General features: G+C 48.5%; 26 protein-coding genes. 15 read left to right on the plus strand and 11 right to left on the minus strand.

Features of this window, described 5'->3' with window-relative positions:
• The first annotated feature begins 4 nt into the window (after nt 1–4).
• Nucleotides 5–601 (plus strand): GNAT family N-acetyltransferase, encoded by a 597-nt coding sequence (locus tag AC3RCI_RS03645; protein ID WP_492527535.1) that lies wholly within the window; start codon nt 5–7, stop codon nt 599–601.
• An 85-nt stretch (nt 602–686) separates the two neighbouring features.
• Here the strand turns inward: AC3RCI_RS03645 and AC3RCI_RS03650 are convergent, their stop codons facing one another.
• On the minus strand, nt 687–1,655 hold the full coding sequence (locus tag AC3RCI_RS03650; protein WP_492527536.1) for a hypothetical protein: 969 nt from the start codon (nt 1,653–1,655) through the stop codon (nt 687–689).
• 290 nt (nt 1,656–1,945) lie between these two features.
• Between AC3RCI_RS03650 and AC3RCI_RS03655 the strand changes: the two genes are divergently transcribed.
• Together AC3RCI_RS03655 and AC3RCI_RS03660 are read left to right on the plus strand one after the other, a co-directional pair.
• Nucleotides 1,946–5,158, plus strand: coding sequence for a stalk domain-containing protein (locus AC3RCI_RS03655; protein ID WP_492527537.1), 3,213 nt, complete (start codon nt 1,946–1,948; stop codon nt 5,156–5,158).
• A gap of 212 nt (nt 5,159–5,370) precedes the next feature.
• On the plus strand, nt 5,371–6,279 hold the full coding sequence (locus tag AC3RCI_RS03660) for a helix-turn-helix domain-containing protein (protein WP_492527538.1): 909 nt from the start codon (nt 5,371–5,373) through the stop codon (nt 6,277–6,279).
• Between the two features lie 73 nt (nt 6,280–6,352).
• Here AC3RCI_RS03660 and AC3RCI_RS03665 read toward each other — a convergent pair whose 3' ends face one another.
• Nucleotides 6,353–7,162, minus strand: a complete 810-nt coding sequence (locus tag AC3RCI_RS03665; RefSeq protein WP_492527539.1) for a DUF1129 family protein — start codon at nt 7,160–7,162, stop codon at nt 6,353–6,355.
• Nucleotides 7,163–7,284: 122 nt separating this feature from the next.
• Here AC3RCI_RS03665 and AC3RCI_RS03670 point away from each other — a divergent pair, with 122 nt between their 5' ends.
• Together AC3RCI_RS03670 and AC3RCI_RS03675 are read left to right on the plus strand one after the other, a co-directional pair.
• Complete coding sequence (locus AC3RCI_RS03670) at nt 7,285–7,440, plus strand: hypothetical protein (RefSeq protein WP_492527540.1); 156 nt, start codon at nt 7,285–7,287, stop codon at nt 7,438–7,440.
• 137 nt (nt 7,441–7,577) lie between these two features.
• A complete protein-coding gene (locus AC3RCI_RS03675) occupies nt 7,578–7,826 on the plus strand; it encodes a hypothetical protein (RefSeq protein ID WP_492527541.1) in 249 nt (82 codons plus the stop codon).
• 16 nt (nt 7,827–7,842) lie between these two features.
• Here the strand turns inward: AC3RCI_RS03675 and AC3RCI_RS03680 are convergent, their stop codons facing one another.
• Nucleotides 7,843–9,306 (minus strand): HAMP domain-containing sensor histidine kinase, encoded by a 1,464-nt coding sequence (locus AC3RCI_RS03680; RefSeq protein ID WP_492527542.1) that lies wholly within the window; start codon nt 9,304–9,306, stop codon nt 7,843–7,845.
• On the minus strand, nt 9,303–10,001 hold the full coding sequence (locus AC3RCI_RS03685; RefSeq protein ID WP_492527543.1) for a response regulator transcription factor: 699 nt from the start codon (nt 9,999–10,001) through the stop codon (nt 9,303–9,305). The genes AC3RCI_RS03680 and AC3RCI_RS03685 overlap by 4 nt, the downstream gene beginning before the upstream one ends.
• 384 nt (nt 10,002–10,385) lie before the next feature.
• Between AC3RCI_RS03685 and AC3RCI_RS03690 the strand changes: the two genes are divergently transcribed.
• Both AC3RCI_RS03690 and AC3RCI_RS03695 read left to right on the plus strand, forming a co-directional pair.
• Nucleotides 10,386–11,216, plus strand: coding sequence for an alpha/beta hydrolase (locus AC3RCI_RS03690; protein WP_336781473.1), 831 nt, complete (start codon nt 10,386–10,388; stop codon nt 11,214–11,216).
• Between the two features lie 168 nt (nt 11,217–11,384).
• Nucleotides 11,385–12,173: a DODA-type extradiol aromatic ring-opening family dioxygenase gene (locus tag AC3RCI_RS03695; RefSeq protein WP_336781472.1), complete on the plus strand. Its 789-nt coding sequence runs from the start codon at nt 11,385–11,387 to the stop codon at nt 12,171–12,173.
• Between the two features lie 149 nt (nt 12,174–12,322).
• Here AC3RCI_RS03695 and AC3RCI_RS03700 read toward each other — a convergent pair whose 3' ends face one another.
• On the minus strand, nt 12,323–12,535 hold the full coding sequence (locus AC3RCI_RS03700) for a hypothetical protein (protein ID WP_336781471.1): 213 nt from the start codon (nt 12,533–12,535) through the stop codon (nt 12,323–12,325).
• Between the two features lie 137 nt (nt 12,536–12,672).
• Complete coding sequence (locus AC3RCI_RS03705; RefSeq protein WP_336781470.1) at nt 12,673–13,212, minus strand: DoxX family protein; 540 nt, start codon at nt 13,210–13,212, stop codon at nt 12,673–12,675.
• A gap of 341 nt (nt 13,213–13,553) precedes the next feature.
• Here AC3RCI_RS03705 and AC3RCI_RS03710 point away from each other — a divergent pair, with 341 nt between their 5' ends.
• The 4 genes from AC3RCI_RS03710 to corA all read left to right on the plus strand — a co-directional run bounded on the left by AC3RCI_RS03710 (nt 13,554) and on the right by corA (nt 17,849).
• Nucleotides 13,554–14,630: a DUF3048 domain-containing protein gene (locus AC3RCI_RS03710; protein ID WP_492472904.1), complete on the plus strand. Its 1,077-nt coding sequence runs from the start codon at nt 13,554–13,556 to the stop codon at nt 14,628–14,630.
• A gap of 282 nt (nt 14,631–14,912) precedes the next feature.
• On the plus strand, nt 14,913–15,527 hold the full coding sequence (locus tag AC3RCI_RS03715) for a DUF47 domain-containing protein (protein ID WP_095288482.1): 615 nt from the start codon (nt 14,913–14,915) through the stop codon (nt 15,525–15,527).
• A 14-nt stretch (nt 15,528–15,541) separates the two neighbouring features.
• Nucleotides 15,542–16,531, plus strand: coding sequence for an inorganic phosphate transporter (locus AC3RCI_RS03720; protein WP_154893010.1), 990 nt, complete (start codon nt 15,542–15,544; stop codon nt 16,529–16,531).
• Nucleotides 16,532–16,889: 358 nt separating this feature from the next.
• Entirely contained in the window at nt 16,890–17,849 is a 960-nt protein-coding gene (gene corA, locus AC3RCI_RS03725; protein WP_492527544.1) for a magnesium/cobalt transporter CorA, read from the plus strand.
• A 137-nt stretch (nt 17,850–17,986) separates the two neighbouring features.
• Here the strand turns inward: corA and AC3RCI_RS03730 are convergent, their stop codons facing one another.
• The 4 genes from AC3RCI_RS03730 to AC3RCI_RS03745 all read right to left on the minus strand — a co-directional run bounded on the left by AC3RCI_RS03730 (nt 17,987) and on the right by AC3RCI_RS03745 (nt 21,329).
• Nucleotides 17,987–18,457 (minus strand): MerR family transcriptional regulator, encoded by a 471-nt coding sequence (locus tag AC3RCI_RS03730; protein ID WP_492527545.1) that lies wholly within the window; start codon nt 18,455–18,457, stop codon nt 17,987–17,989.
• A complete protein-coding gene (locus AC3RCI_RS03735) occupies nt 18,429–19,157 on the minus strand; it encodes an SDR family oxidoreductase (protein ID WP_492472906.1) in 729 nt (242 codons plus the stop codon). The genes AC3RCI_RS03730 and AC3RCI_RS03735 overlap by 29 nt, the downstream gene beginning before the upstream one ends.
• A gap of 261 nt (nt 19,158–19,418) precedes the next feature.
• Nucleotides 19,419–20,501: a DNA alkylation repair protein gene (locus AC3RCI_RS03740; protein ID WP_492527546.1), complete on the minus strand. Its 1,083-nt coding sequence runs from the start codon at nt 20,499–20,501 to the stop codon at nt 19,419–19,421.
• Between the two features lie 186 nt (nt 20,502–20,687).
• Nucleotides 20,688–21,329 carry a tyrosine protein kinase gene (locus tag AC3RCI_RS03745; protein WP_492527547.1) on the minus strand — a complete coding sequence of 214 codons (642 nt, stop codon included), beginning with the start codon at nt 21,327–21,329 and terminating at the stop codon, nt 20,688–20,690.
• Nucleotides 21,330–21,787: 458 nt separating this feature from the next.
• Here AC3RCI_RS03745 and AC3RCI_RS03750 point away from each other — a divergent pair, with 458 nt between their 5' ends.
• Both AC3RCI_RS03750 and AC3RCI_RS03755 read left to right on the plus strand, forming a co-directional pair.
• Nucleotides 21,788–22,078, plus strand: a complete 291-nt coding sequence (locus tag AC3RCI_RS03750; protein ID WP_017690665.1) for a YerC/YecD family TrpR-related protein — start codon at nt 21,788–21,790, stop codon at nt 22,076–22,078.
• Between the two features lies 1 nt (nt 22,079).
• Nucleotides 22,080–22,865 (plus strand): sirohydrochlorin chelatase, encoded by a 786-nt coding sequence (locus tag AC3RCI_RS03755; protein ID WP_492527548.1) that lies wholly within the window; start codon nt 22,080–22,082, stop codon nt 22,863–22,865.
• A 90-nt stretch (nt 22,866–22,955) separates the two neighbouring features.
• Here the strand turns inward: AC3RCI_RS03755 and AC3RCI_RS03760 are convergent, their stop codons facing one another.
• The gene (locus AC3RCI_RS03760; protein WP_492527549.1) at nt 22,956–23,525 is read right to left on the minus strand and encodes a TetR/AcrR family transcriptional regulator; all 570 of its coding nucleotides are present in this window, start codon (nt 23,523–23,525) and stop codon (nt 22,956–22,958) included.
• A 209-nt stretch (nt 23,526–23,734) separates the two neighbouring features.
• On the opposite strand from AC3RCI_RS03760, the gene AC3RCI_RS03765 reads away from it, so the two are divergent.
• Both AC3RCI_RS03765 and AC3RCI_RS03770 read left to right on the plus strand, forming a co-directional pair.
• On the plus strand, nt 23,735–24,658 hold the full coding sequence (locus tag AC3RCI_RS03765) for a ketopantoate reductase family protein (protein ID WP_492527550.1): 924 nt from the start codon (nt 23,735–23,737) through the stop codon (nt 24,656–24,658).
• Nucleotides 24,659–24,757: 99 nt separating this feature from the next.
• Nucleotides 24,758–25,174, plus strand: a complete 417-nt coding sequence (locus AC3RCI_RS03770) for a DUF4395 domain-containing protein (protein ID WP_492527551.1) — start codon at nt 24,758–24,760, stop codon at nt 25,172–25,174.
• Nucleotides 25,175–25,255: the final 81 nt, after the last annotated feature.

Raw genomic sequence — 25,255 nt, forward strand, 5'->3', positions numbered from 1 at the left:
TCAGATGAAGCAACCGGGCAGTAGTGAACCCCATCTTCAGCTGCGGCCAGCTCGCAGGGAGGATGCAGATCAAGTCATTCCGCTGCTCTATCAGGCGATAGGCGACATTGCTTATGCACTGGCGGGTGAGTCCAATCACGAGCAGGCGATGCAGATTCTGAAGCAGTTTTATATGCAGGAGGCCAACCGGATCAGCTATCGCCATGTAACGGTGATGGAACATGGTCAGGACATTGCCGGTATTCTCGTAGCCTACGATGGTAGTGAAGCGGATCGTCTGGACCAGCCGATTCTGGATCGGCCTGGACGCAGTCAGGATGAGAAGTATGCAATTATTAAAGAAACTCGTCCCGGCGAATATTATCTGGATACTTTGTCGGTAAGCGAATCCTATCAGGGACAGGGGATCGGCCGGGCTCTGATGGCTGCGTTTGAACAGCAGGGAAGGGAGCTTGGGCATGAACGGGTGGCTCTTATTGTCGAACGGGATAATGGACGTGCCTTGATGCTGTATGAACGGCAGGGCTATACAAAGGATGATGTCATTGTCATTGCAGGACATGAATATAATCATATGATCAAGCCGATTCAGCAGGATTGATCGCACTGAAAAACCGCCATGGGAGCGTATCCTGTGGCGGTTTTGTATTTTTGCATCGGATGCGTCCTTAATGGGATGAATGGTTTTAGAATCCGGTGTAGCTGCCGGTAGGAACTTTCTGTTCCAGCCACTTTTCTACAGCGGAAGTCTTCTGGTATTTGGCATCGGTTACGACGTCCATGAAGGCACCCAGTTTAGCCAGCAAGTCACTATCCTCGGATGAATTCCGCTGCAGGACAGCCTTGTACCCTTTTTGGGCATTGGCCACCATGGTGTTGGTTTCGTAATCAAACAATGGTGTATTGTTCAGGCCATAAAAGGTATATAGCGTATAATTGTTCAGCAAATTTCGTACCTGTTTGACCCGATTAGACTTCGGATAATCCTGCAGGAAACGTTCCTGATTGAGTGCCCGATTCAGAATCTCCTGATACCCAATGATGAGTGCGCCATCCTCAGCAGCCAGGTTGCCTGTCTCGACCGCCATGATGTTGATGTACTGTTTGATATCTGGTTTGACATGTGAATTATATTTTTGAAAAGCCATATAATTCATGATCGGATAGAGGGAGCCTTCCAACATCACAAGGCGGTAGCCGCTGTCCCGAGCTTCCTTCAGCAGTGCACGCAGTTCCGAGTCTTTGGTACGCTCCATCAGTTGGGTGAAACTGTCGTTCCACTTGTATGCTTTGATCATCTTGTCCTGAACATTGGGTACCAACATGCGGTCTGTCATGGCTGATAATCCCTTGATGCGAGCATTCTCCAGCTGCAATACCATGAGGGTCGCATGATGGGTGGTTACTTTATCGATATTGGATTCCAGATAGGTGTCAGCGGCGGATAAGCCGTTCTTTTTTTGGAGTGTGGATTGAAATGTGTTATAAATGGCGGTCGAACTACTGGTGGTTACTTTGGCATCGGGATCGGAAGGGGCTGCAGCAGCCATTCCCATGATCCCGGCGGCACCGGTCTGCATCAATACAGCAACGGTTGTGACAGTCATGAACATACGGAGCCCTTGGCGTCTGGCAGATGAGTACAATGATGTCATTGTTGTAAACCTCCCGTGAATTTTGAAAATCAAATGGATTTATTCTTTATACATTAACCCAATTTTCTGCGGATGTTGTTTCGGAATAATGACAAAATGTTCTGTTATTTTTAACCTTTGGCAGGTAGATGGTGGAAGAACTTTTCTGCGAAAATATTTTTTGAGCGATTGGAAACTTTTGATCAGATCCAGACGTCTTAGATGTGCACAGGAAATTACAGGAATAAAATCAAGTGAAATCCGCTCTAATACAATTCAATTCATCTAAAAAGAGAATGGGGATATTCAATATGAAAAAAGCCGGAGGACGTCAAGTTAAAAAGGTCATGTCCGCACTGGCCGTATCAGCCATGCTGATGTCAGCCTTGCCAGCAACAGTAATCGATGCAGCAGCGAGAATCAGTATCTACATCAATGATGCCGAGCTGTCTTCTGCACAAGCGCCTGTCATGAAAGCCGGACGGGTGTTGGTTCCGCTGCGGTCCATTTTTGAAGGACTGGATGCCACCGTGGGGTATACCAACAAAACCAAAACCATTACAGCCACTCGCGGAGATCAAGAGGTCTCACTAAAACTGGGTTCCAAGACAGCTTACATTAACGGGGAAGCAGTCTCGCTGGACGTTCCTGCGAGTACGATTAAGGGCAACACGATGGTTCCTATTCGCTTTGTAAGTGAAGCATTTGGAGAGAAGGTATTCTGGAACTCCCGCAATCAGCGGGTGGATATCAAAACAACATCCACGCCTCCTGTCGATGACACGAAAGCTGCGGCATGGAACATCTACGGATCCGTTTCGGGAAGTAACGGAGATGGTCGGGATCTGACGGTCAGCTTCACGCGCCCTACATCCGAGAAGGCTGTGTCCGAATATCGCATTATGCTGGTGAAAACCCGTGATGTGAACAGCTTCAACGAGTCAGCGGCTTCGGTTGTGCCATCCGGCAATTATACTTCGGTTTCTCCAAATGGCAGCAACCCGAGGTTGACGCTGAATGCCCAGACGCGTGATGTTAACGGTGATTTGCTTAACTCAAGTGAAACGTACCGTTTGTATGTCCTGACCATGGGCAACAGCAGCAATAGTTACAAAAATGTACTTGCATGGTCTGCCCAATCCTTGAAATTAAACAATGTGAAAACGACAGTTCAGCCGGTCACCAGTCTTCGCATTGCCGATATCAGTGACTACGGAGATGGCCGTGACCTGGAGATTAACTTCAATCAGCCAAGCAGCACGTCGAATATTACCTATTATCGTGCATTTGTCGTCAAAGCGAAGGATGCTTCATCATTCAATCTGACTGCGGCGAATAAAGTGTCCAGCTCAAATTCAACGATCATCTATAAAGGAAACAACACAGCGGTCAAAAGTCAGCTGACCTCTTCAACGCGTGATACGTCCGGGGAATTGATTCGCAGCGGCACCGCCTATGTCGTATACATCATGTCGGTCAGCTCCAATGCGGCAGCTGCAGACCACAAGCTGTCTTCCGTATCCTCTTCACTGACACTTGGTGTCAATACGGCAACGGCGCCTGTCATTACGCAAGTCAAGGACAATTCGGATTATGGTGATGGTCGTGACATTCTGGTGAGCTTCAACCGGTCTTCCGACGAATCCAAGGTAGCGAGCTACCGCATTTTCGTTGTGCGCAACTCGGTGGCCAGCAGCTTCAATCTGACGACGGCAAGCAATCTGTCTTCGAGCCTGTACTATACCGTGAACAAAACAGGCAGCAATATCACCACAACGTTACCTTCATCAATGAAAGATACAAGCGGGTATAACGTAACGAATCTGCAGGATTACCGGATTTACGTCATGGCTGTGGGCAATCAGCAAAACAACTACACCAATGCCTTATCCTCTTCATCCAACTTATTGAGATTGACGACGAATGGAAATGCAGGAGCTGTTAATAACCTGGCAGTCTCGGATGTGAGTGACTATGGTGATGGACGGGATCTGCGGGTATCTTTCAACAGAGCATCGGATGAGTCTAGAGTTTCAGCCTATCGGGTGTACGTGGTTCGTTCCGGTAACGCAGGAAGCTTCACCCTGAGCGCGGCTAACGCTTCGAACAACTACTACCAAGTGAACAAAACGGGTGGTAACCTGTCGGTTACATTGCCAAGTAACATGGTGGATACGAATGGGTACCGAGTTTCCAATAACGTGACTTATCGGGTGTTCGTCCTGTCGGTAAGCACAAGCGGCAACTCCAGTCAGAACGCGTTGTCTTCGTACTCGTCACAGATTACATTGAGTCCAAATGCAGCGATAACAGCTCCAAGCAACGTAGCGGCAAGCGATATCGGCGATAATCAGGACGGACGCGACCTGCGCGTAACGTTCACCAAATCGGCGGATGAGACCAATGTGAATCACTACCGGGTATTTGTCGTGAAATCTACGAATACCAGCTTCAATCTGTCGGCTGCAAATGCTGTGGGCAGTGCGAATTATAGAACTGTCAACAAAACGGGAGCTAACCAAACTGTTGATCTCCTTAGCAGTACAAGAACGGTCGATGGTGATACCATCCGTAATGATGTTAGTTACAGGGTGTATGTCATGGCGGTGAACGGTAACGCTTCTCTTGCCAATGCATTGTCCTCGGCCTCCAATGTAATTACACTTTCCTCCAATACGGCTGTAGGCGCAGTGAATAATGTAAAAGTCGAAGTTCAAAAAGAAGAACAAGCAGTTGGGGATGCAACGGATGTAACCGTAAATTATAATGAACCTTCTTCTAAAACAGGAATTGGACGTTATGTTTTGATGGTTGCTCCTACGGGCAGTGCATTCGATCTTAATACAGCAAAATCCATTGCAAAAGGAAATAACAATAGATCTGTAGAGATTAAAGGAAGTCCTGCCTTGCTTACAAATGCTTTGCTTGATATCAACGGCCAAACTATTGTAGCAGGCAAAGCATATACTGCTTACATTCTCTCTGAATCTTCAGACAGCAAACGTGAATCCAGCTTGGCTTCATCGCCAACCTTCACGATTAATGCTAAGAAGCAGACACCAGTACCTGTGGAAAAAGTAACGAGTGTGTCAGCCACGGTGAGTGGTTCGTCCATTAATGTTAATTTTAACAAGCCTAGCAATGAGTCGGGAATTTCGCGTTATGATGTATTCATTGTTAAAGCATCGAACGATAAAGTGGATGCTGGAAAAGCAGTAACAAGTGTAAGGACTGGTGGAGATAACCCGGCAACAGTGACCCTTGATATGGCTACTCTAGATTCAGATGGAGCTACTTTTTCTGCAGGGAAATACAAAATTTTGGTCGTGTCCGTAGCAAGTGATTCGAAAATTAATACTAATACCAAGTCGGACGAATCCAGCTTTGACATTCCGGCACCTAGCACCGATCAAGGGAGCGGCAATCCCGGTACACCAATAACCAATCCGGAGAGCGGTACGAATGGTTCAGGTGATACTCAAGCACCTGCTGGAAATGAATCGTCTATCAACAATCCAGCCTGATAGGCAACAAACAGAGTTAACTCTCAATCATACTAATTAACTGGATAAATAATCCCTTTCTCAGACCGAGAAAGGGATTATTTGATTATGAAAAAATCGAAGGTCGCTGTTACAAAACTTGTCGTCAAAAAGGTTCTCTAGGCCATTGCTTGCCCCACCCCAGCAGGGGGATAATGGAGGGAAGAAGCGCATGATCCGAAAGGAATGATGGGATGCTTGCATTTCGCTTGACCGGGCTGCCGGATTCCCGGCTGCCTCTGTATCTGTATTGTATTGGAACACACGAGCAGAAAGTGCAGCTTAGGCCGGAAGGATTTCCGGTGCATCAGCTCTTCCTGTCGCGCAGCGCCGTAGGCGAACTCAAGATTCAGGGTAAGGGGTCATGGCCTGTAGGAGCAGGGCAATTGTGGGTAGGCGAACCAGGAGTAGCCCATGAATTTTACCCGCATTCCAGAACAAACGGGGAACTTGGATATATCGGCATTGGCGGCGGTTCAGCCGGATCAGTGCTTCAGGCGGCCGGGTTACTAAATGAGGGTCCAAGGGACCTATCCGACTTTGAACAGTTCTGGTTGCGAATGGCGGACCTCTGGCATGAGCTGGACAATGATAAGTCGGATATCTGGAGCACCTCACTCATCGTCTACCAGCTCATTCTGGACATCGCGAGGTCCGTATCCACGACTCATGAGAAGGCAGACCTGACCGGAGTGGTTGGTGTTCCCATGTCCCCTGGTCAACGTGAGGCGGATCCGGGGAGTGAGGCATTTACCCGTGCGGTTGCGTTGATGCATGCCCACTACCAGGATGATTTATTATTAAAGCACGTGGCCGAAGCTGTGGGATACTCCGTGCAGCATCTCAATCGTTTGTTTCATCAGCGTGAGGGCGTGACAGGGCATCAATATATGCAGCGATTGAGACTGCAGAAGGCATCCGACTGGCTGGACAAGCATCCACGTGCAAGCGTGAGAGAAGCGGCAGAGATGGTTGGCATGGAGGTTAACTATTTTATCCGCATGTTCAAACGGGAATTCGGTGAGACGCCTGGCAAGGGGATCAAACAGCGGAACCAGTCTAGTAGCGAAAAAGGCGAACCCGATGTGACGCCAACGCTTTGAAAGGTAACTTTCGAGGATAGGTGTGAAAAAAGATGAGTAATGAAGAAAGGGGCCATCATGGCCCCTTTTTGGTTTATTTCTTTTTTTGCCCGAAGAGCGGCCTCAGTAGAGCAAGCCCCACAATACCAATCACAAGACTAACCCAAGGGGCTAAGTAAAATACCGGAAGACTGTCCCGCAGCGGATAACCAACGAACAGGACAAGCACAACAATGACGATATAGATCGCAATGCCCTTCAGGTTAACCTGGGGCTTGGTCGTCATATCCTTGCCTTGATCATCCGGCCGTTCCGCGAGGCGGCGAAGCATCTCAACTAGAGCAATCCCGCCAACGGCTGAAATGATAATCGAAAACAGACTGATATGACTGAATGGTTCCGTATCTCCACCGCTCCAGCCGATAAAGAGCCCGGCTGCGCCCTGAATGAGCATGACAAAGGAAATGGCTGCCCAGGCAATCATCACATACCACTTGGGAGTACGTTTGACTGGACCGGAAGCCTCACCGTTCACATTATCATCGTCCTTAGGTGCCACAGCTGGCTTCCACGGTTTATCAGCTTTCGATTTTTTGGTTGTGGCTTTACCTACAGATACGGACGAAGAACTTGATGCTGCTGCACCTTCATCCAGGCGTGCGTGGATATCCTGTTCCAGGTCCGCTCCGTATAATTCCCGTGCGGATTGTCCATCCCGTTGGGCCTGTACAATGGCCTTTCCCTCAGACAAAATCCACTCTTCCTGTGTTCTTTCATCTGCGTCGGTACGGCGGGCAATGCCGCTAATCTGGTCGAACAATTTTACATTTTCAGGCGTCATCCGGCTCATCTCGGTCATCTGCCGGTTTTGTATTTCTTTAAGCTTTTTATAGGAAATCCCCAATGATTGCTCCCCCTGTCTGAACACTACAGATCCCCAGTTCTCCTGAAGACCCTGACGGTATTTTAGTATACGGGAAGGGCTCTCGTTTCGCAAAGTCATTCCTTATAAAAGAGCTGAGTGTGATGTATCCAGAGCCATATACAGGCCAGAATGACACAAGTGCAGAGCAGCGCCAGTTTGCCGTGAGTACGTACCCATTCAAACAGAAGTTCCATGAATCCAATCCCTTTCGCCGGAAGGAGTCCGAGGTCAATTTGCATGTACATATTATCGATTAATTTCCCCATTTTTCCTGTGAAATATGCATAGGCCGAGCCTAGATCCAACGATTGTGTGAAGGATGAATAAAGGCTGGCCGATTCCAACACAATAGTAGCATTTCAAACGAAAAAAACAGTAATGGGAGTGTGCAGACATGAATCAAGCCAACGATAAAAACAACGAATTAACACGGAAGCTGCTGCTGAACAGCAACTCCCGTGGTGTGAAGGATGAAGTGGTTCCCATGGGACAGGGAGCAGTAGAGGACACCGAATTTGCAGTCGAGCTTGGTGAGGGGCCTGATAAGACGGGCAGCTTCTGGGAGAGTTCCGATTTTGCCCGTGAGCATCGCTGGGAAGGTCAAGTAGAGACACATGAGATGTTTCGCCGGAGCTACGAATAGCACAATGAATCCGTGATCACCCTGCAGTATTGAGTGTAAAAGAGATGCGTGCACCACCTTCAGGCAGGTTACTGGCGCATATGGTTCCACCGTGCTTCTCCACGATGCGTTTGGCCGTGAACAGGCCCAGTCCGGTCTGTCCCTGGTGGCCATGATAGAACTGGTCAAACAAATGCGGCAGATCCGCATCTCTAAAGCCTGGACCCGTATCGCAGACGGTAACCTGCATGATATGAACATTTTGTATATTCACAATTAGTCTGATTTCCCCTTGTGGGGGTACATAACGCAAGCTGTTAGCCACCAAGTTATCCAGCACCTGACCCACCCGCTGTACATCCAGCTGAAGGGGCGAGGAACTGTCCGCCCTTCGATCCACGAGTTTGAATTTCAAGTGCACACGTTGACTGGAACACAGGAAACCAATCTCCCGCTGCTTCATCTCCCAGAAGGAGGAAGAATCCACCGCTTCACGTCGAAGCGGAAAATAATCAAAATCGGTACCTGCGGCTACCGTCATATCCTGAATGAGCCGATTAATTCGCTTCACATTATGGTCAATGACGTCCAGATGATTGATCATGCTTTCGGCAGTATGTACCACATGTGCGGGTGAATCCTTAAGAAGTTCCACATGACCCTGAATTACCGTCATTGGCGTACGGAAATCATGGCTGATGGCGCCCATCAGTTCACTCCGTTCCTGTTGAAGCTTCCACTCCCGGGTTAGGGCGCTCTTCAGTTCCTTGCGCATATCCTCGAAGGAGGCGGAGAGGAGCCCAAGCTCATTGGGGGCGTGGTTATCCAGAGTAAAGTCCAGGTCCTGCTCCTTGATGCGTTTGGAAGCCAAAATGAGGTCCTCAATCGGCCGGTTCACATTGCGACCCACTCTGCCCGCCACAAACCAGGTCGCTGCCGCAATATATACGAATGGAGAAGCCAGCATAAGTACGAGAAACGTATTTGTCCAGACGGGCGATATGGATGGAGAAGGGCTGGTTTCCAATCGGTACTGGAGCACCAGAGCTCCTGAATACATTCCGTGATCTCCGCTTAGAGGCGAGATGAGTGTAACCAGTCCGCCTAACCCAAGTGTACTATCTGTAATTGTTTTGCTGTTCAGCCTGCTCAGTAGATCCACTTCATTCTCCACGATCTGCTCCTGAATCGTTCCGTATCTTCTGCTTCCACGGGTATCCATAATCTGATAGGTGATGCCTTCCGGAGGGAGCAGCTGTTCCAGCTTGGCCTGATTGGCGGTGTCGGTCCACTTGATCTGCTTCTTCGCCAGCTCCTGCACAGTGTGCTGAATGTCGGGGATTCGAGACTCATAATAGTTGGCAGGCTGCAGCCATTGGCTGGAGAAGAGGAACGTTATCCCCGCTGCCCAAGTCAGGAGTGTCAATACAATGCTGATTCCCATAACAAGTGCAAAAGCCCAGACGAGTTGTTTTTTGATCGGCCAGCGTTCCTTAATCATCGTACGGGCTCCCATTTGTACCCGACACCCCATACCGTCGAGATATACGCATGATCCGGGTCAGCTGCTGCCAGCTTGGCCCTTATTTTTTTGACATGTTCCGTGATTGTGGTTGTATCCCCCGTTGCTTCGAGACCCCAGATGCGGTCATACAGCTGTTCCTTGGAGAAAACCTGCCCTGGATGCGTGGCCAGCAGTTCCACCAGATCATACTCCTTAAGAGTGAGCGGGATGGCATGCTGCATAATCATCACCGTGCGCCCCTTCAGGTCCATTTGCAAAGATCCGTATCTGTAGAACGCAGGCTCATTCCCGCGCGGCTGAACGCCATCGCGACGGGAACGGCGCAAGTGGGCAGCCACTCTTGCTTTCAACTCCCCGAGACTGAACGGCTTCGTCATATAATCATCGCCGCCGATGGACAACCCTTGAATCCGGTCGATTTCGGCCTGCCTCGCACTGAGAAAGAGGATGGGGCAGCTCACCTCATCCCGAATCAGCCGGCAGAGCTCGAACCCGCTCATGCCGGGCATCATAATGTCCAGCAGAATCAGATCCGGCGGATTACCGAGAAGCTGTAAAGCCTCGGTGCCGCTTGATGCCGTGGACACGTTATACCCTTCCTGCGCAAGTGTCTGATGAATCAGCGCCACAATATCCTTTTCGTCATCTACAATTAGAATGTTTTCGTTCATGATGATTTCCGGCAGTTGTGTTCAAGGCTGTTACTCCTTACTGCCGTCTCCGTTTCCTTCAAATAGTTGAGTATATATTGTACCTAAAATTACCATGTTCGTAAAAACAAGAATGCCTAAGGAAATTCGTTTTTCTTCATTCACTCCAGGCATAATCTTGCCGATACATTGAAGATACGCGCAAATTCTAAAGATTTTATAACGTTCTTCTTTTTTAAGACATAATAGCCTCTTGAACAGGTATTCCTCACGTTGACTTGAGGTTCCCAGGATGATATTATACTAATAACTTCTTAATACACATTAAACTTATCGGATTTATATACAATCAATTAATTGACGAACGAGTGAAGGTAAAGGTAAGCATGGAAAGGGGAAATCGGCATGGAGCGTCAGATCAGCATCCGTCATGGACAGGAAGAACTAACAGCTACGATTCATTATCCCGTGGTTAGGGATATCAAGGAGGGGAACAACCAGCAGCGTGTGCCTTTGGCGGTCATTTGCCATGGTTTTGTCGGCAGCCGGATTGGCGTGGACCGCCTGTTCGTGAAGACTGCACGTGAACTGGCTGAGGATGGATACCTTGTGCTGCGCTTCGATTACATCGGCTGCGGGGAGAGCAGTGGTGAATATGGAGCTGAAGGGCTGGATTCCATGATTGCGCAGACTCGTTCCGTGCTGGATTACGCGGTGAACTGCAGCGATGTGGATCCAACCCGTGTGACCTTGATCGGTCACAGTCTGGGCGGAGCAGTCGCTCTGCTCACGGCCATCCGTGACAAACGTGTCAAGAATCTGGTCATGTGGTCTGCCGTGGGATATCCGTTCAACGATATCGTGAAGATTACCGGACGTGAGGTGTACGATCTGGGCGTGAAGCAGGGCTCGGCTGATTATCTCGCTTATAAGTTCACTCCGGCTTTCTTTGAGTCTCTGGCTGAGCATCAACCATTCCAGGAAGCCGTTAAGTTTAACGGCGATGTTCTGGTCGTACATGGGACATCGGATGACATCATTCCTGTAGACTATGCTTTCCTATATCAGAAGGTATTCTGGATGCGTCAGGAAGGACGCTGCGACAAGGAGATTATTTTCCAGGGGGATCATACCTTTTCTTCCGGCAAAGAGCGGGAGCAGCTGATCACGCGTACCCGGGAATGGCTCGGTGAACGTCAGAAGATCGAACAGGATTGGCAGCACTGGATGATCTAATGGCTTGGAGGACGTCTGAAGCAATTAAATATTCAAATGAATCAAGAACCAGATTGGGTGGTTTTAGCAGTTTCGGGATGTCAGCTTGGAAAAGCGCCTTCTACGCGGTAGAATAGAGGAGTAGTATAGAAGCGTGACCATTCTATCCGTGTCTGGAGGTTGGCAGCAATGACATTACCCGCATTTTTCATTGCGCATGGTTCTCCCGCTATGGCGGTGGAGAGCAATGACTACACTCAATTTCTGAACCAGCTTGGAAACAGGCTGCCGGCTCCAAAAGCCATTGTTGTATTTACGGCGCATTGGGATTGTCCCGAGCCGTCCGTGACGATGGATGATACACATCAGACCTTGCATGATTTCTACGGATTCCCCTCTAATATGTATACAATCGATTATCCGGCACCAGGACAATCCGAACTTGCGAATGAGATCTGCGCTCTCTTTACCCGCAGCAATCTCCCGCACCAGCCTGTTCGAGGCAGAGGTTTGGATCATGGAGTCTGGGTCCCGCTGCTGCATATGTATCCGCAGGCAAATATCCCTGTCGTTGTTGTGTCTGTAGATTCGCTGCGTTCACCGCAGGAACAGTACGATATTGGCCGGATGCTGGAACAGCTGCGACATGACGATGTGCTGATCATAGGCAGTGGTGGTACCGTTCATAATCTGCGATTACTCGGTGGTAACGAAGATGAACCGCAGGATTGGGCGGTAGAGTTCGATGATTGGATGGAAGAGCGGCTGGAGAAATGGAACACGAGAGAGCTGTTTCAATATGACAAAAAAGCTCCGAATGCCCGGACTGCGGTTCCTTCTTATGGAACAGAGCATCTGGCACCCCTGTTCTATGCCATGGGTACAGCAGACATGTCCCGCAAGGCGAAACGCCTGTTTCAATCATACCCGTATGGAACGCTCAGTCTAAACTGCTGGCAATTCGGTGACGGCGTGTAACTTGGAGCAGACAAGAGGGATAGCTGTACAGTAATGCCATCCCTATACGATGACATTCAGACATGAACCGCTAATGAATATAAAAACAAAAGGTTCCTTTACCCAGCAATACTCCGGGCGAAGGAACCTTTTTTGGTGTAAGCCTATATCTATTTTCGAATTTCGAAGAACTCACAGTCGGTGCGGGAATGATAGGCAAGTTCACTGACACTGGACTGGACAACAATCGTTTGGCTGTCAAAACGGATAATGATACCACCGGAATCAATTTGATGGTTATCTTTAAATACCCGGATCTTGTGCTGCAGTTCCATGGCTTCCTGGAAGTCGGCCTCGGTCTCAAGACGGCGGTTGGTCGGCATGTGGGGTACTCCTTTTAATCATGTACTTTAGTTCCTAGTTCCATCATAATACGTGATTCCGTACAGGGGCAAGTCAGGCATGAAAAAGCCCCGTTCCCCGGGGGATGGGGAGCAGGGCTAGTATATCTGTTCGTGCTTTAAGCTGTTTTTTGGGTTGGATTCAAGGTTGGTGTATCTTTGGGATGATGGCCTTTGCCCCGGCTGAACAATCCGCGAAGGTAAGGCAGTACCCAACGATCCAGACCGATTTTACCAGCATTGGCACCAGCAACGACGAGGAAGATTTGCATCAGTACCAGTTGTGCATTCGTGCTCACGGTACCCGAGAAGAGGAACGCGAAGTTCATCACGAGTGCCATTAGTGCAGCCAGTGTTGTGAAGCAGCCAAGGATGAGACCAAGACCTACCAAGAATTCGCCGAGAGGGATAAGGAAGTCGAACAATCCGGCATTCGGTACTGCGAATTTCTCAAGGAACGTTGCCCACCAAGCCTGAACTGCCGGGTGATCACCTGTTGCTTTTTCTACTGCCCCGGCAAGGAAGCCTCCAGCCTCGAAGCCGCCTGTCAATTTGCTCCATCCATGAGTCATCCAGTCATAACCGATATACACCCGAAGTACTGTCAAAATCCACATTGCCACTTTGTTTTCTCTAAGCCATTGGTTGAAGCTGAACATATAAACCACTCCTTCATGGAATCTAGTGTGTGTTGTTTGTTTTTGTTTTTTCTAAGTGATCACCTTTGATGTCTTTATTGTATAGTTCAAAAGTCTTTTTGTTTGTGATAAAAATCACAATCTAGTTCAAATTTTAATTAAGCTTTGATGAGTTCACATTTAAGACATAAATGATTTCAAATCAACGTTTCGATTCCTTGCATCAGGGGTAGAGAACCACCTTAATATCGAAGACAAATGGTGGAGCTTGTGATTAAATGGAAAGAAAAACGTGAAATGGTTATCCGCATCCAGAAATCATCACACCGTAGACCTAGGCCATTGTACAGGAGGTACAACGATTGAAGTCATTGAAATGGAATAAGGCAGCCTCTGCTGCATCCTTGCTGATTCTCGCCATAAGCCTGGTAGCTTGTCAGAATAAGGAGGCAGCGCAGCCGCCGAAGCCGGAGTCTGTTCCTGCGCCTGTAGAGGAGCAAGTGCCAGAAGAATCAGCAGCGCCTCTGTTCACCGCACCGCTGACTGGACTGCCGGTGGAGAAGGCCGTTACGCAGAGACCACTCGCGGTCATGATTAACAACGCACCTGCAGCCCGGCCCCAGTCCGGTCTGAGCTCGGCAGATATTATTATTGAAGTTCTCGCAGAGGGCGGGATCACCCGGTTCATCGCCATCTTCCAGAGTCAGGGCGGTGCCGAGACTGTGGGACCCGTGCGAAGCATTCGTCCGTATCTGATTGAGCTGGGCGAGAGCTACGATGGGGTGCTTGTCCATGCGGGCGGAAGTCCGGATGCCTACTCCATTTTGCAAAAGCAGCAGAAGCAGCACATGGATGAAATTTCGAACAGCGGACCTTACTTCTGGCGTTCTTCGGATCGGAAGGCACCGCACAATCTGTATACTTCAGCGGACAAGCTTCGAGAGGGAGCGGATATCAAGGGTTACAGCCACGATTCGGAGTCTCCCGTCTATATCTATAATGAGGACGGCTCCACTTCAGCAGGAGAGCCTGCAGCTCAATTCGATATTCATTATTTATTGGATAGTTACCGGGTGACGTATGATTATGATGAAGTTAGCGGACGATATATGAGACTGGTGAATGGGAAGCCCGATCAGGATCAGGATAATGGAGAGCAGATTGGAGCAGCGAATATTATTGTAGCGGGCGCAGATCACAAGGTGCTCGACAACGTTGGCCGATTATCCGTCAATGTGGACCAGGGCGGAGAAGCAATGCTTTTTCAAAAAGGCAAGATGGTTCGCGGTCAGTGGGTGAAGAAATCGGGTGATATTATTCGTTTTGTACAAAATGGGACAGAGGCGGCTCTGGTCCCAGGTCAGACCTTTATCAGTATCGTTCCGAACCAACCTGACTTTGCAAGTCATATTGAAGTCCAAAATCAAGTTCAAAATTAAGGTTGAATCTAAGATCAAATTCCTTCGCTTGCTTCATTAATATGCGGACCAAAATCGAAAGTCGGATCCTGTCGGTTCGTGTTTTGTAAACGCAGTGTAAAATCTGAGCATCATTTTTCCATCCATTCCAAATAATTAAGATTCATTTCAGATTAATGTGATAAGAATATAAAAAAGGATCGCAGCTTTTGTACAAACCATGAAACAAATATGATAAGATATCAAAGGTTGTCATTTCATGTTTCACGGTTATCAGCAATTTCTCGTAAAGGGGATAGGACGATGAAGATAAAGAAGAAGGATATATTTTTCGAAACATTAGAGAATATGGCGGATACTGTCGTACAGGCAGCTGACTATTTCTCTGAGCATGTTTCCAACCTTCAGGATGTAACTCTGTTTACCAATGAAATGAAAAAATATGAGTCCAAGTGCGATGACTATGTGCATACGATCATTATGGAACTCAACAAAACATTCATTACGCCAATCGAGCGTGATGACATCATGGAATTGACAACAACACTTGATGACGTATTGGACGGGCTTGAAGCAACAGCTTCCCGTTTCTATATGTACCAACTGACTGATCCGGATGAATTCATCGTGCAGTTCGCTGAGATTTTGCGCCAATCGGCCTACGAAATTCAAAAAGCGATCCATTTGCTGTCCCAGAAAAAATTGCTGGCGATCCGCGAATATACCATTCGTCTGAACGATCTGGAGAACCAGGGCGACGAAGTATTGCGCATGTGCATCAAGCATCTCTTCGCTACCGTGTCTGATCCGATTGAACTGATCAAGCGCAAGGAAATTTACGAGCGTCTTGAGACGACAACGGATGCGTGTGAAGACGTAGCCAACATGCTGGAATCCATCATTATGCGTAATTCTTAAGGAGCCAGAGAATAATGGAAACAACGATTTGGGTATTAGGTATAGTCGTCTTCCTTGCGCTGGCGTTTGACTTCATCAACGGTTTTCACGACACTGCGAATGCCATTGCAACTTCGGTATCCACTCGGGCGCTAACCCCGCGCCGGGCGATCATTCTCGCAGCGGTCATGAACTTTGTCGGTGCGATGATGTTTACGGGAGTAGCGAAGACGATCGGAGGAAGCGTTACAGACCCCACGAAGCTGGATAACGGGATAGAGGTCGTCATAGTCACCTTGATTGCCGCAATTATCTGGAACCTCGTGACCTGGTGGTTTGGGATTCCTTCTTCTTCCTCACACGCATTGATCGGGGCACTTGCCGGTGCAGTATTTGTTGGTGCAGGTTCCGATAAAGTAAAATGGGGCGGCTTCATTGAGATCGTCGAGGGGCTTTTGTTATCCCCGCTGATTGCATTTGCCATAGGTTATGTGGTCATGACCGTTCTCAAATATATTTTTGCCAAACGCAGTCCGCACACCGTGAACAAGGGTTTCCGTACGGTACAGATTTTCACGGCTGCACTGCAGGCGTTCACGCATGGTACGAATGATGCGCAGAAGGCGATGGGGATTATTACATTTGCGCTCGTCGCAGCAGGTGTGCAGGATCATCTTGAAGTTCCGCTGTGGGTTAAAATTTCTGCAGCAACGGCGATGGCACTGGGTACTTCCATTGGTGGTTGGAAAATCATCAAAACAATGGGAACCAAAATCTTCAAAATTGAACCGATCAACGGTTTTGCTGCCGATTTGTCTGCGGCTTCCGTTATATTCACGGCAACACTGCTGCATCTTCCAGTAAGTACAACGCACGCCATTACATCCGCCATCTTGGGTGTAGGTTCCGCGAAGCGTTTCTCTGCTGTTAAATGGGGCTTGGCCGGACGTATCATTATTACGTGGTTCATTACCATTCCGATTACGGCTGTACTCGCAGGCTTGTTGTACTGGATTATTTTCTAAGAACGTGATCCGGAGGCAAATTCGGTTCCGACAGGCACAGTTGTTCATAACTGTGTGAATATCGGGATATGTGGACAATTTTTTAATCATAAGATAGAGAAGCCTGTGCACGAACGTGTGGACAGGCTGGATATGTGGATAGCCATCCGTGGAATGATAAACCAAACGTTAGATTATCCTGTGGATACAGGGAACTGTGGATAGGGAATGAGAGAAGCCAACAGGGTTGGCTTTTTTTGTTGTCCCTGCAGCAAGAGGTTGTGTGGATAATATGGATGTTATGCGTTGGCAGGAGACGGTTCGAGGATTAAGTTATACAATAGCGTAAAGGATATAGGACAAGGACGTGGTCTAATTTATGATTCGTACACTCGCCATCAAAAGAGATCATCAGGTCTCCATCAACACTCCGCTGACACAGCTGGACCTGCAGGATTATGCCTGGGTCTGGGCAGATTTCAACCAGCCTTCGGAGGAAGAAAGCCGATTGCTGGATACATATTTTCATTTTCACCCCTTAGCGATCGAGGATTGTCTGCATGTGCTGCAGCGCCCGAAGCTGGACTATTACGACAATTTACAGTTCCTTGTGCTGCACGCGCTTAATCCAACTACACTGGAAGCGGAAGAAGTGGATCTGTTCCTGGGGTCGAACTTCCTCGTTTCCTTTCATCATGGTGTTCTGGAAGAAGTGGATGAAGCGTGGGAGCGGATACTGCATCATGCACATGAACGCACCATCTGGGCGCGTGGACCGGTGGCCGCTGCCTATACCGTGATGGATAAGCTCGTCGATCATTATTTCCCGTCACTGTTTGCGATTGAGGATGAGCTGGCTGAACTGGAGAACCGAGGGAGTCAGGAATCGGTGGAAGACTTGATGAATCAGGTGTTTGACCTGCGCGGCCGGCTGCTGAAGCTTAGACGAACCGTGGTACCTATGCGGGATCTGCTCTATCGGGTAATCAACTCGCAGCACGTGCAGCGGACGGGGGAGCATACTGCGTATTTTACAGATATCTATGACCATCTGCTGAAGCTGACGGACATGATCGAGGCGGACCGGGAGATGACCTCCGATCTGCGGGACAGTTATATTTCCTTGAACTCCAACCGGATGAATCAGATTATGAAGACACTTACCGTTATTACAACGGTATTCATGCCGCTGACGCTGATTGCCGGTATTTATGGCATGAACTTCGCCTATATGCCGGAGCTTCAGTGGAAGTTCGGGTATGGTGCCGTGCTGCTGCTGATGTTTGTGCTCGGTGGAAGCATGGTGGCCTGGTTTGTGAAGCGCGGATGGTTTAAATAAAAGATTCGCTCATATAGACAGACTAAGGATAAATAAATAAGATGTGACCAAACGATGGTCTTTTTTTGTCAGTTGTAGCTGCGTAAAAAAAAGATCATCGTTTGGTGTCTGCAAAATTGGATTACGATTTTGGAGAGTTAGTGTTGGGTGTCGCAGTTTGTATCTTCAAGATCAGGATGCTCTGAAAGCTCCCGGTAATGCTGAAGCTTATAGGCTATAATCTCTGATGTTTCATGTAAATTAGCTATATCTTGTTGAATCTTACGCTGATGTTCCTCCAGGATCGCATACCTGGTTGCAAGGGTATCGGAACCTTGCTCAGACAGCTCCCGGTAATGCTTCATCTGTTCGATGGTCATCCCGGTGGCTTTCAGTCGGGTCAAAAAAATAATGCCGAGAATCTGGTCTTTACTGTATTGTCGATGACCGTTTGTTTTGCGTTCTGCATAAGGGAGCAGACCTACCTTTTCATAATAGCGGATTGTATCTTCTGTCAGGCCCGTATGCAGAGCAGCTTCGCGAATCGATGTAACGATGTCGGGTATGTCATGCATGTCATGCAGCTCCTCAGTATCGAATTTACCAAGGTATTTCTCCATTATTCCCATAGAATCCTCCTGTCGGGCCATCGTCCCCGAGAACAGCCAGCTCCAGAACTGTAGCCGCTGCTTGCTGCACGGTATTGATTCCTGTAAAACCGTTTAGATCGGTTGCTGTAAAGCCTGGATCGACAGAGTTAATCTTAAGCGACGTATCTCTGAATTCCTTGGCAAGAGTAACGGTAAACATGTTAACAGCTGCTTTGCTGCTGTTGTAAGCGAGCAGATTGAATTGTGCATGTTCATGCTCGGGATCACTATTGTAGGTGAGTGAGCCCAGACCGCTTGTCAGGTTAACGATTCGTCCTGCTGGGGACTGCTGCACCAAGGGTAACATGGCTTGGGTAACGGAAATCATGCCGAAGAAGTTCGTGTTATAGGTTTCTCGTATATCATCCACAGCGATTAAGCTTGGCGGGGCAGCTCCACCCACAGAGATCCCTGCGTTATTGATCAGAATGTCGAGCGAGCCATACGTTTGTTCAATGTGATTGACCGCGGTCTCAATGGTGCTTTGACTCGTAACATCAAGCTCGATTCCATAGGCTTCGATTCCCTCGTTTAGTAGTCTCTGTGCGGCTTCCTCGCCTTTACGCATGTCTCTTGCTCCGAGGAGAACAACATAACCCAAGTTTCCCAGCTGCCGGGCCGTTTCGAATCCGATTCCTTTGTTTGCTCCTGTGATGAGGGCCGTTTTTTTAGTTTGCATCTGTCATTCCTCTTTTCAATAATAATGGTCAAGCATGGGGGTGATGATCTTCGAATGGTACAACTTGGAGTATGCTCCAAGTCAACAGATGATTTTGGAGGAGACGTACATAGGGGAAATGAGGGGGAAAATAAATAACCGAAGCGCGTCTGTGACAGACAGGGCATTCGGTTAAAGGGAAATATCAATCCTATCCACATGTGAATATCTTTTTATCCGTAGTTGTGAGCTGTGAATAACTTATGGATGGCAATTCTGTTTTTATTCAAGAATGAAAGCTGCCGAAGCAGTAGGTTGTCCATTGACCACAATCGTTAATGTGTGAAGTCCGGCATAGTAACGTCTGGTGGTAATTACTTTGAACGATTGCTTTGTAGCGACCTTGCTTCTCCCGGCAGGATACGTTTTATCCGAGCATTTGAAACGTTTGGGTGCCTGCTTGCCACTCGCCTTCATATATCCAATCTCATATTCAATCCGCAGCATTTGAGGCTGCCCACTCTCATTGACCACGTCGAATGTGAATTCCAGCTCTTCACCAACGGCAATCGTATCCCGTGCAAGCTGAAGCTGCTCAACGTGCACCGCATCCTGCTCAACATAGCCAAAGAGGGCGAGAGCTTTGGGATGTCCCTTTTTGAGCAGTGAGCGGCTTGCATGGCGGACAATCCAGTCGGTATGTGGATGCTGACCGTACCAGTTGGAGGCCAGATCCAGGACCAGATCAGGATGGTCTTTCGAGATATCGTTGAGATGATTGGCTACACTTTTCCGTACATAGAGAGACTCGTCCTGCTTCAAGGCATGGAGAATGGGAAGTGCTGGCGTTGGATCCGCAATCAAACTGCGCAGCTTGGAACCCCACGGCAGGCGAGGGCGACTGCCTTCGCTGGCAAGCCTGCGAATATGCTCGTTCTCACTACTTGTCCATTCCATCATCCGTTTCAACGTCTCAATCGGATACCGTTCAATAAACGGGCGCACCGCGAACTCCGAGCTGGAATAAGGTGTGAAGACCGCCAGGTACTTCATGGACAATTCATAATGTTCAGGCGCTAGTCCGTTCACCTCGATAAAATCAGGGACAAACAAATACTCGACCCCTCGCAGCTGCGGTACCGCCTGTTCGAGGACATGCAGCGCCTCTTCATAGGAAGAGGGTAGTACTTCGGTCAGGGCCTGTGTAATGCGGCGAATACGTGCCTTGAATTCTGCCTGTTCCCAGCCTTCGGCAAACACGAGATCACGAAAGTGTGCCTTGTCCAAGGCAGGGTAATATTGATACAGCAGTTCGCCGGTCCGATCAATTAATCCGGGGGTATATTTATCCTTAAACAGTTCCATGGTCCGCCTCCTTTATCTACTACCCAGTATACCTTAATTTACAGAAATAAGAACATAGGTTCTTGTAGATTTTATTTGAAATACTTTAAATCGGATAGGAGTGTGCAGCTAAGGCAATAAGTGGGCATGCTCATAAAGAGGTGAAGGCACCTTCCTTATTCAAGGGAGAGGTGCCTGAGAAAATGGTTAACGTTTGCTGCCTGAGGGACGGCGCTTGGTGGAAGTTGTTTTGCGACGAGTGGTATTACTGCTGCGGCGACGTGGCGTAGTCGTAGTGGACTTTTTGCGGCGTTTGCGCGGGCGAGACCGGGGCGGCGTGTATTCCTCATAGTCGGCCTCGGCAGGGCTGCTCTTGTTTTTCCCTTTTCCAAAAGGCAGGATACCCATAACAAGCTTCATCATAGGAGCCATTTGCTGAATGCCGCCGACAACCTTCTGCATTTTTCCAATGCCGTTCATGATGCCGTCGATTCCGCCGAAGCGGTCGATCATTCCTTTTAATTCACCTAGATTGGCCAGTGAGAACCCGGAACTGCTGGAAGCCGCAGGTGTCTCAACAGGTACTGGAGGAGCAACGGGTACACCGCCGCCATACAAGTTGCCGCCAGGTGCACCTTGACCATAAGGTACAAGTGCAGATGCTTCTACTTCACCGTACACAGGATAATAGGGCTCTACCCCTGGGTACATCGGCTGAACTTGGGTTTCATTCAATGAACGCTGTACCGCACTGGGCGGAGCATAGCCAGAAGTGTGCGCCTGTCGCTGTGAATAGGAAGACGGACGCTGCCGTGGTGTGGGCTGGCGATGATAATAATGCTGTGGCATGAACGATCACGTTCCTTCTATATTGGATTTCGGAAATGTGTTCCTTCAACTGTCAGGTCCAAGGGCGTGAACAGACCTTGATGGAACTCCCTTTTGCTATACTGTATGTCATTCGCGGAGAGACGGCGTAGGCGGGTGTCACGGAAAACGGGATATTTGCGGAATTGGGCGCAGGGGACAAGGAGAGATTAATAATCATCGAAAAGGGAAGCTTGTACACAAAGTTGTAACAATTAGAAGGGGTAAATCCCTACATAAGTAATCGGGAATATACAGGTGAAAAATGGGATTTATTGCGGTAATATCGGGTGGTGTCCACCAGTGGAGGACAATAGTACCTAATGGAAGCGGTAACATGTATTTTTATTCTGTAGTGCGTGAAATCGTTAACGCTTGAAATACCAACTCAGTGTGAGTACAATGAAGGTACACAGTAACCGCTAGGGGATGATGATGAAATGCAGCTGAAAAAGCTAAATGATAAAAGTATTGAACAACTATTCGAGGCCATTCTCACTCTGAAAGATATCGAGGAGTGCTACGTGTTTTTTGATGACCTCTGCACGGTAAACGAGATTCAATCCATGTCCCAGCGGCTGGAAGTAGCTCGCATGCTTGGCAAAGGCAACACGTACAATCAGATTGAAGCAGAGACAGGAGCTAGTACAGCTACCATCTCCCGCGTGAAGCGCTGCCTGAACTATGGCAATGATGGTTACAAAATGACATTGGAACGTCTGGGTCGCTGAGATGAAGAAACCGGGTGTACTGATCATTAGTCACGGTTCTCAGGAGCAGACCTGGGTAGAATCCGTCGATGACGCGGTCTCCCGGCTTAATCTGCCTGACGATCTGCCTGTTGAAGCTTCATTTCTTGAACTTGTGGAAGGACGCCTGATCCAGGACGGTATCAACCGACTGGAAGCACAGAGCGTAACCGATATATTGGTCGTACCGCTATTCGTTTCATCTGGCAGCACTCATGTGGATGAAATTGAATATGCGATCGGTGCGAAGGAAGCACCGGAACGGGAAACGGATCTGGAACCCTTTCAGGTAAATGCAAGGGTACACTTTGGTTATCCTGTGGATAACGATCCGGATATTGCCGTGATGGTGTGGGATAAGGTAAAATTGCTGTCCCGGGAGCCGAAGCAGGAGACGATTCTGCTGGTTGGGCACGGGAGTATTCACGACGGATTCCGTCAGCGCTGGGAGAACGGCATCTCCTCACTCGCGCAGCGGGTACAGGATGTCAGTGGCGTTGCCCATACGGATTATGCACTCCTCAATCCGGAGAGTGTATATGACAAGGCAAAATACTGGAGCCAGGAGAAGGGAACCCGCGTTATTGTGGCGCCGCTGTTTTTGAGTGCCGGTTATTTTACCATGAACGTCATTCCAGGCAGGCTGAAGGAACTGGACTATGCATACAGCGGTGAGACACTGCTGCCGCATCCGCTCCTCGGGAACTGGCTGGAGCGTCAAATTCAACTTTTACTGGACAAATGTAATGAGGGTAAGGCCCTTTCTTAAGAAGGGGACGAGCACTTTAAAATTATAGACAAGGAAACCACGTCCGCCGGACGTGGTTTTCTTATTTGCTGGTGTTGCTTGAGGTGGAGCTTATCCTTGAACCACGAGTGCAGGCAGGCTCAGATGAAGCTCCAATAATGCAATTAATTGGTCGACCATATCCTCTGCAGAATAAGGCATGGCATTCATAATCCACCATTCCAGCAGACCCACGGCAGCAGAAGCCAGAAACTGTACATTGACTTCTTTGCTCATACCTCCCTGAACGCCGCACGCATCCATCTGTTCCTCAACGCCCTGAACCATGATCGTCATGAGCTTGCTCCGAAAGGCTGGAATCCCCTTTTTCGTGAGGAGGGTGGTATAGATGGCTGCATGTTCCTCGAGATACCGGAAGGTTCGCAGCAGCGCGTCCTTTGCCGTCATTGGCGTTGGATAATGATCGATCATGCAGCTGTCCACCAATTGCTGCAGGTACGTCTCGATACAGCGGTCCAGCAGATCATACTTGTCTGTATAGTGCAGATAGATCGTTCCACGGTTAACATTGGCGCGATCTGCGATATCATTGATCGTTATTTGCTCGAAATCCTTCTCATCCAGCAATCCGACAAAAGCCTCCATGATGGCCTTTCTGGTTTTAAGTAAGCGTCTATCCATGGCGCCTCCTCTACATGTTTCTTCGTTTTCTGTATATGTCTCTATAAATAGCTTACGCTTTTCAACAAAAAGGAGTATTTCGTTGATTATTCAACGAAAGCGGTTTTTTTAGCGATTGAAGCCCCGAAGAGGCTTTGATACTCTTATTTTATCAACAACTGTTCATAAAGCAACGATTATTCATAAATAACGAAACTGAGGGGAATCGGATGAAAATATTGGTCTATGGTGCGGGTGTGCTAGGCAGTCAGCTGGCCCACGTTCTGGTACGTGGAGGAAATGACGTTACGGTTATGGCGAGAGGGAAACGGGCGGAGGAATTGGAGAGGGATGGCGTGGTCATTAGGCATGTATTTCAGTTTAGAACGACGGTTGATCCGGTTCGGGTAACAAGAGAATTAAAGGCGGAAGATGTTTACGATCTCATTTTCGTGGTCATGAAATATAATGATTTTCCATCGGTGTTACCTATTCTCGCGAATAACCTGAGCACCAACATCGTGATTGTAGGCAACAATGCAGATGCACGAAGCATGCAGACCTATCTCGAAGACAACAGCCAAGTGGATAAGCAAGTTGCGTTTGGTTTTCACGTTAGCGGCGGGAAGCGTCACCGGGAGCGGATGATGTCCATAGGCGGAGCAAAGGGACTGATGGTAATTGGCGCACTGGACGGGAAGATCCCTTTTCAACCTCAGCTGGATCAGGCCTTTGCAAAAGCAAAGTATAAGCTGGATGTGATGAAGGATATCGACGCTTGGCTGAAGAGTCATCTCATTCCGATTCTGATGCTGAATGCAGTAAGCTTCAATGAAGAGCGAGAGTTGAAGAAGCTGGAGGGAAGCCGAGAGCAGCTCCTGCACATGATCGGCGCCATGGATGAAGGAATTGCCTTACTGGAGGCAATGGGCATCGATATGATTCCCCGAGCACAGGCGAAGCTGATCCGCAAGCATAAGCGGCTGCTGTATCTTTTGCTGAAGATCTACAGCATGCTTCCGGTGCATAAGCTCGTTGCAGGTTCTTATGGCGAAATAGAGGCAATGGACCGAGCATTTACCGAGTGGAAAAGCGTCACGAAAGTTCCTACACCCCATTGGGATGCACTCCGAAGGGATTTTACCATCCTATAATAAGATATGCATATGTTCAAATCATCTTTCTGTTGCTCAAAACTTCGATCCCGATTACAATAAAACCAACTAATAAAATGGGGATAAGGAGATATGAGGATGCGGGAAGTGCCTATGCGTTATGTCAAAGCGAATCAGGTCGGGATCGTGCTGTTTGTACTCCTGTCGTTTGGGTTCAATCAGCCGCTGATCTTGGGTGCGTTATGGATCATTCAGGTGGTCGGGCTCGTCTCTGGCGGGAAGCTGAATCTATTTGTCCAGATCGGGAAGACTGTACTTAAGGGAAAAGGTAAGGAAACCCAGGCGGTAGAGCTGCAGCGCTTCAATAATATTCTGGCGGTTGTGTTCCTGTCACTGGCTCTCATCTCATTCTCCTTGAGCTGGCAGGTAGCCGGTTATCTGTTCTCCGGAATGCTCCTGCTTGCAGCAAGTGCTGCTTTGCTTGGTTATTGTGTGGGCTGCACCATTTATTTCTGGTACAAACAGCTTCGTGCAGGCAGACGAATCGGCTTCTAAACCATTGATGAAGGTAAAATATAAGGTAACGTTGATGCGGCTTCGGGATTCGGAGCCGTTTCTTTGTGCTTTTTGAAGGAG

It is taken from the genome of Paenibacillus sp. MT124, assembly GCF_058792755.1.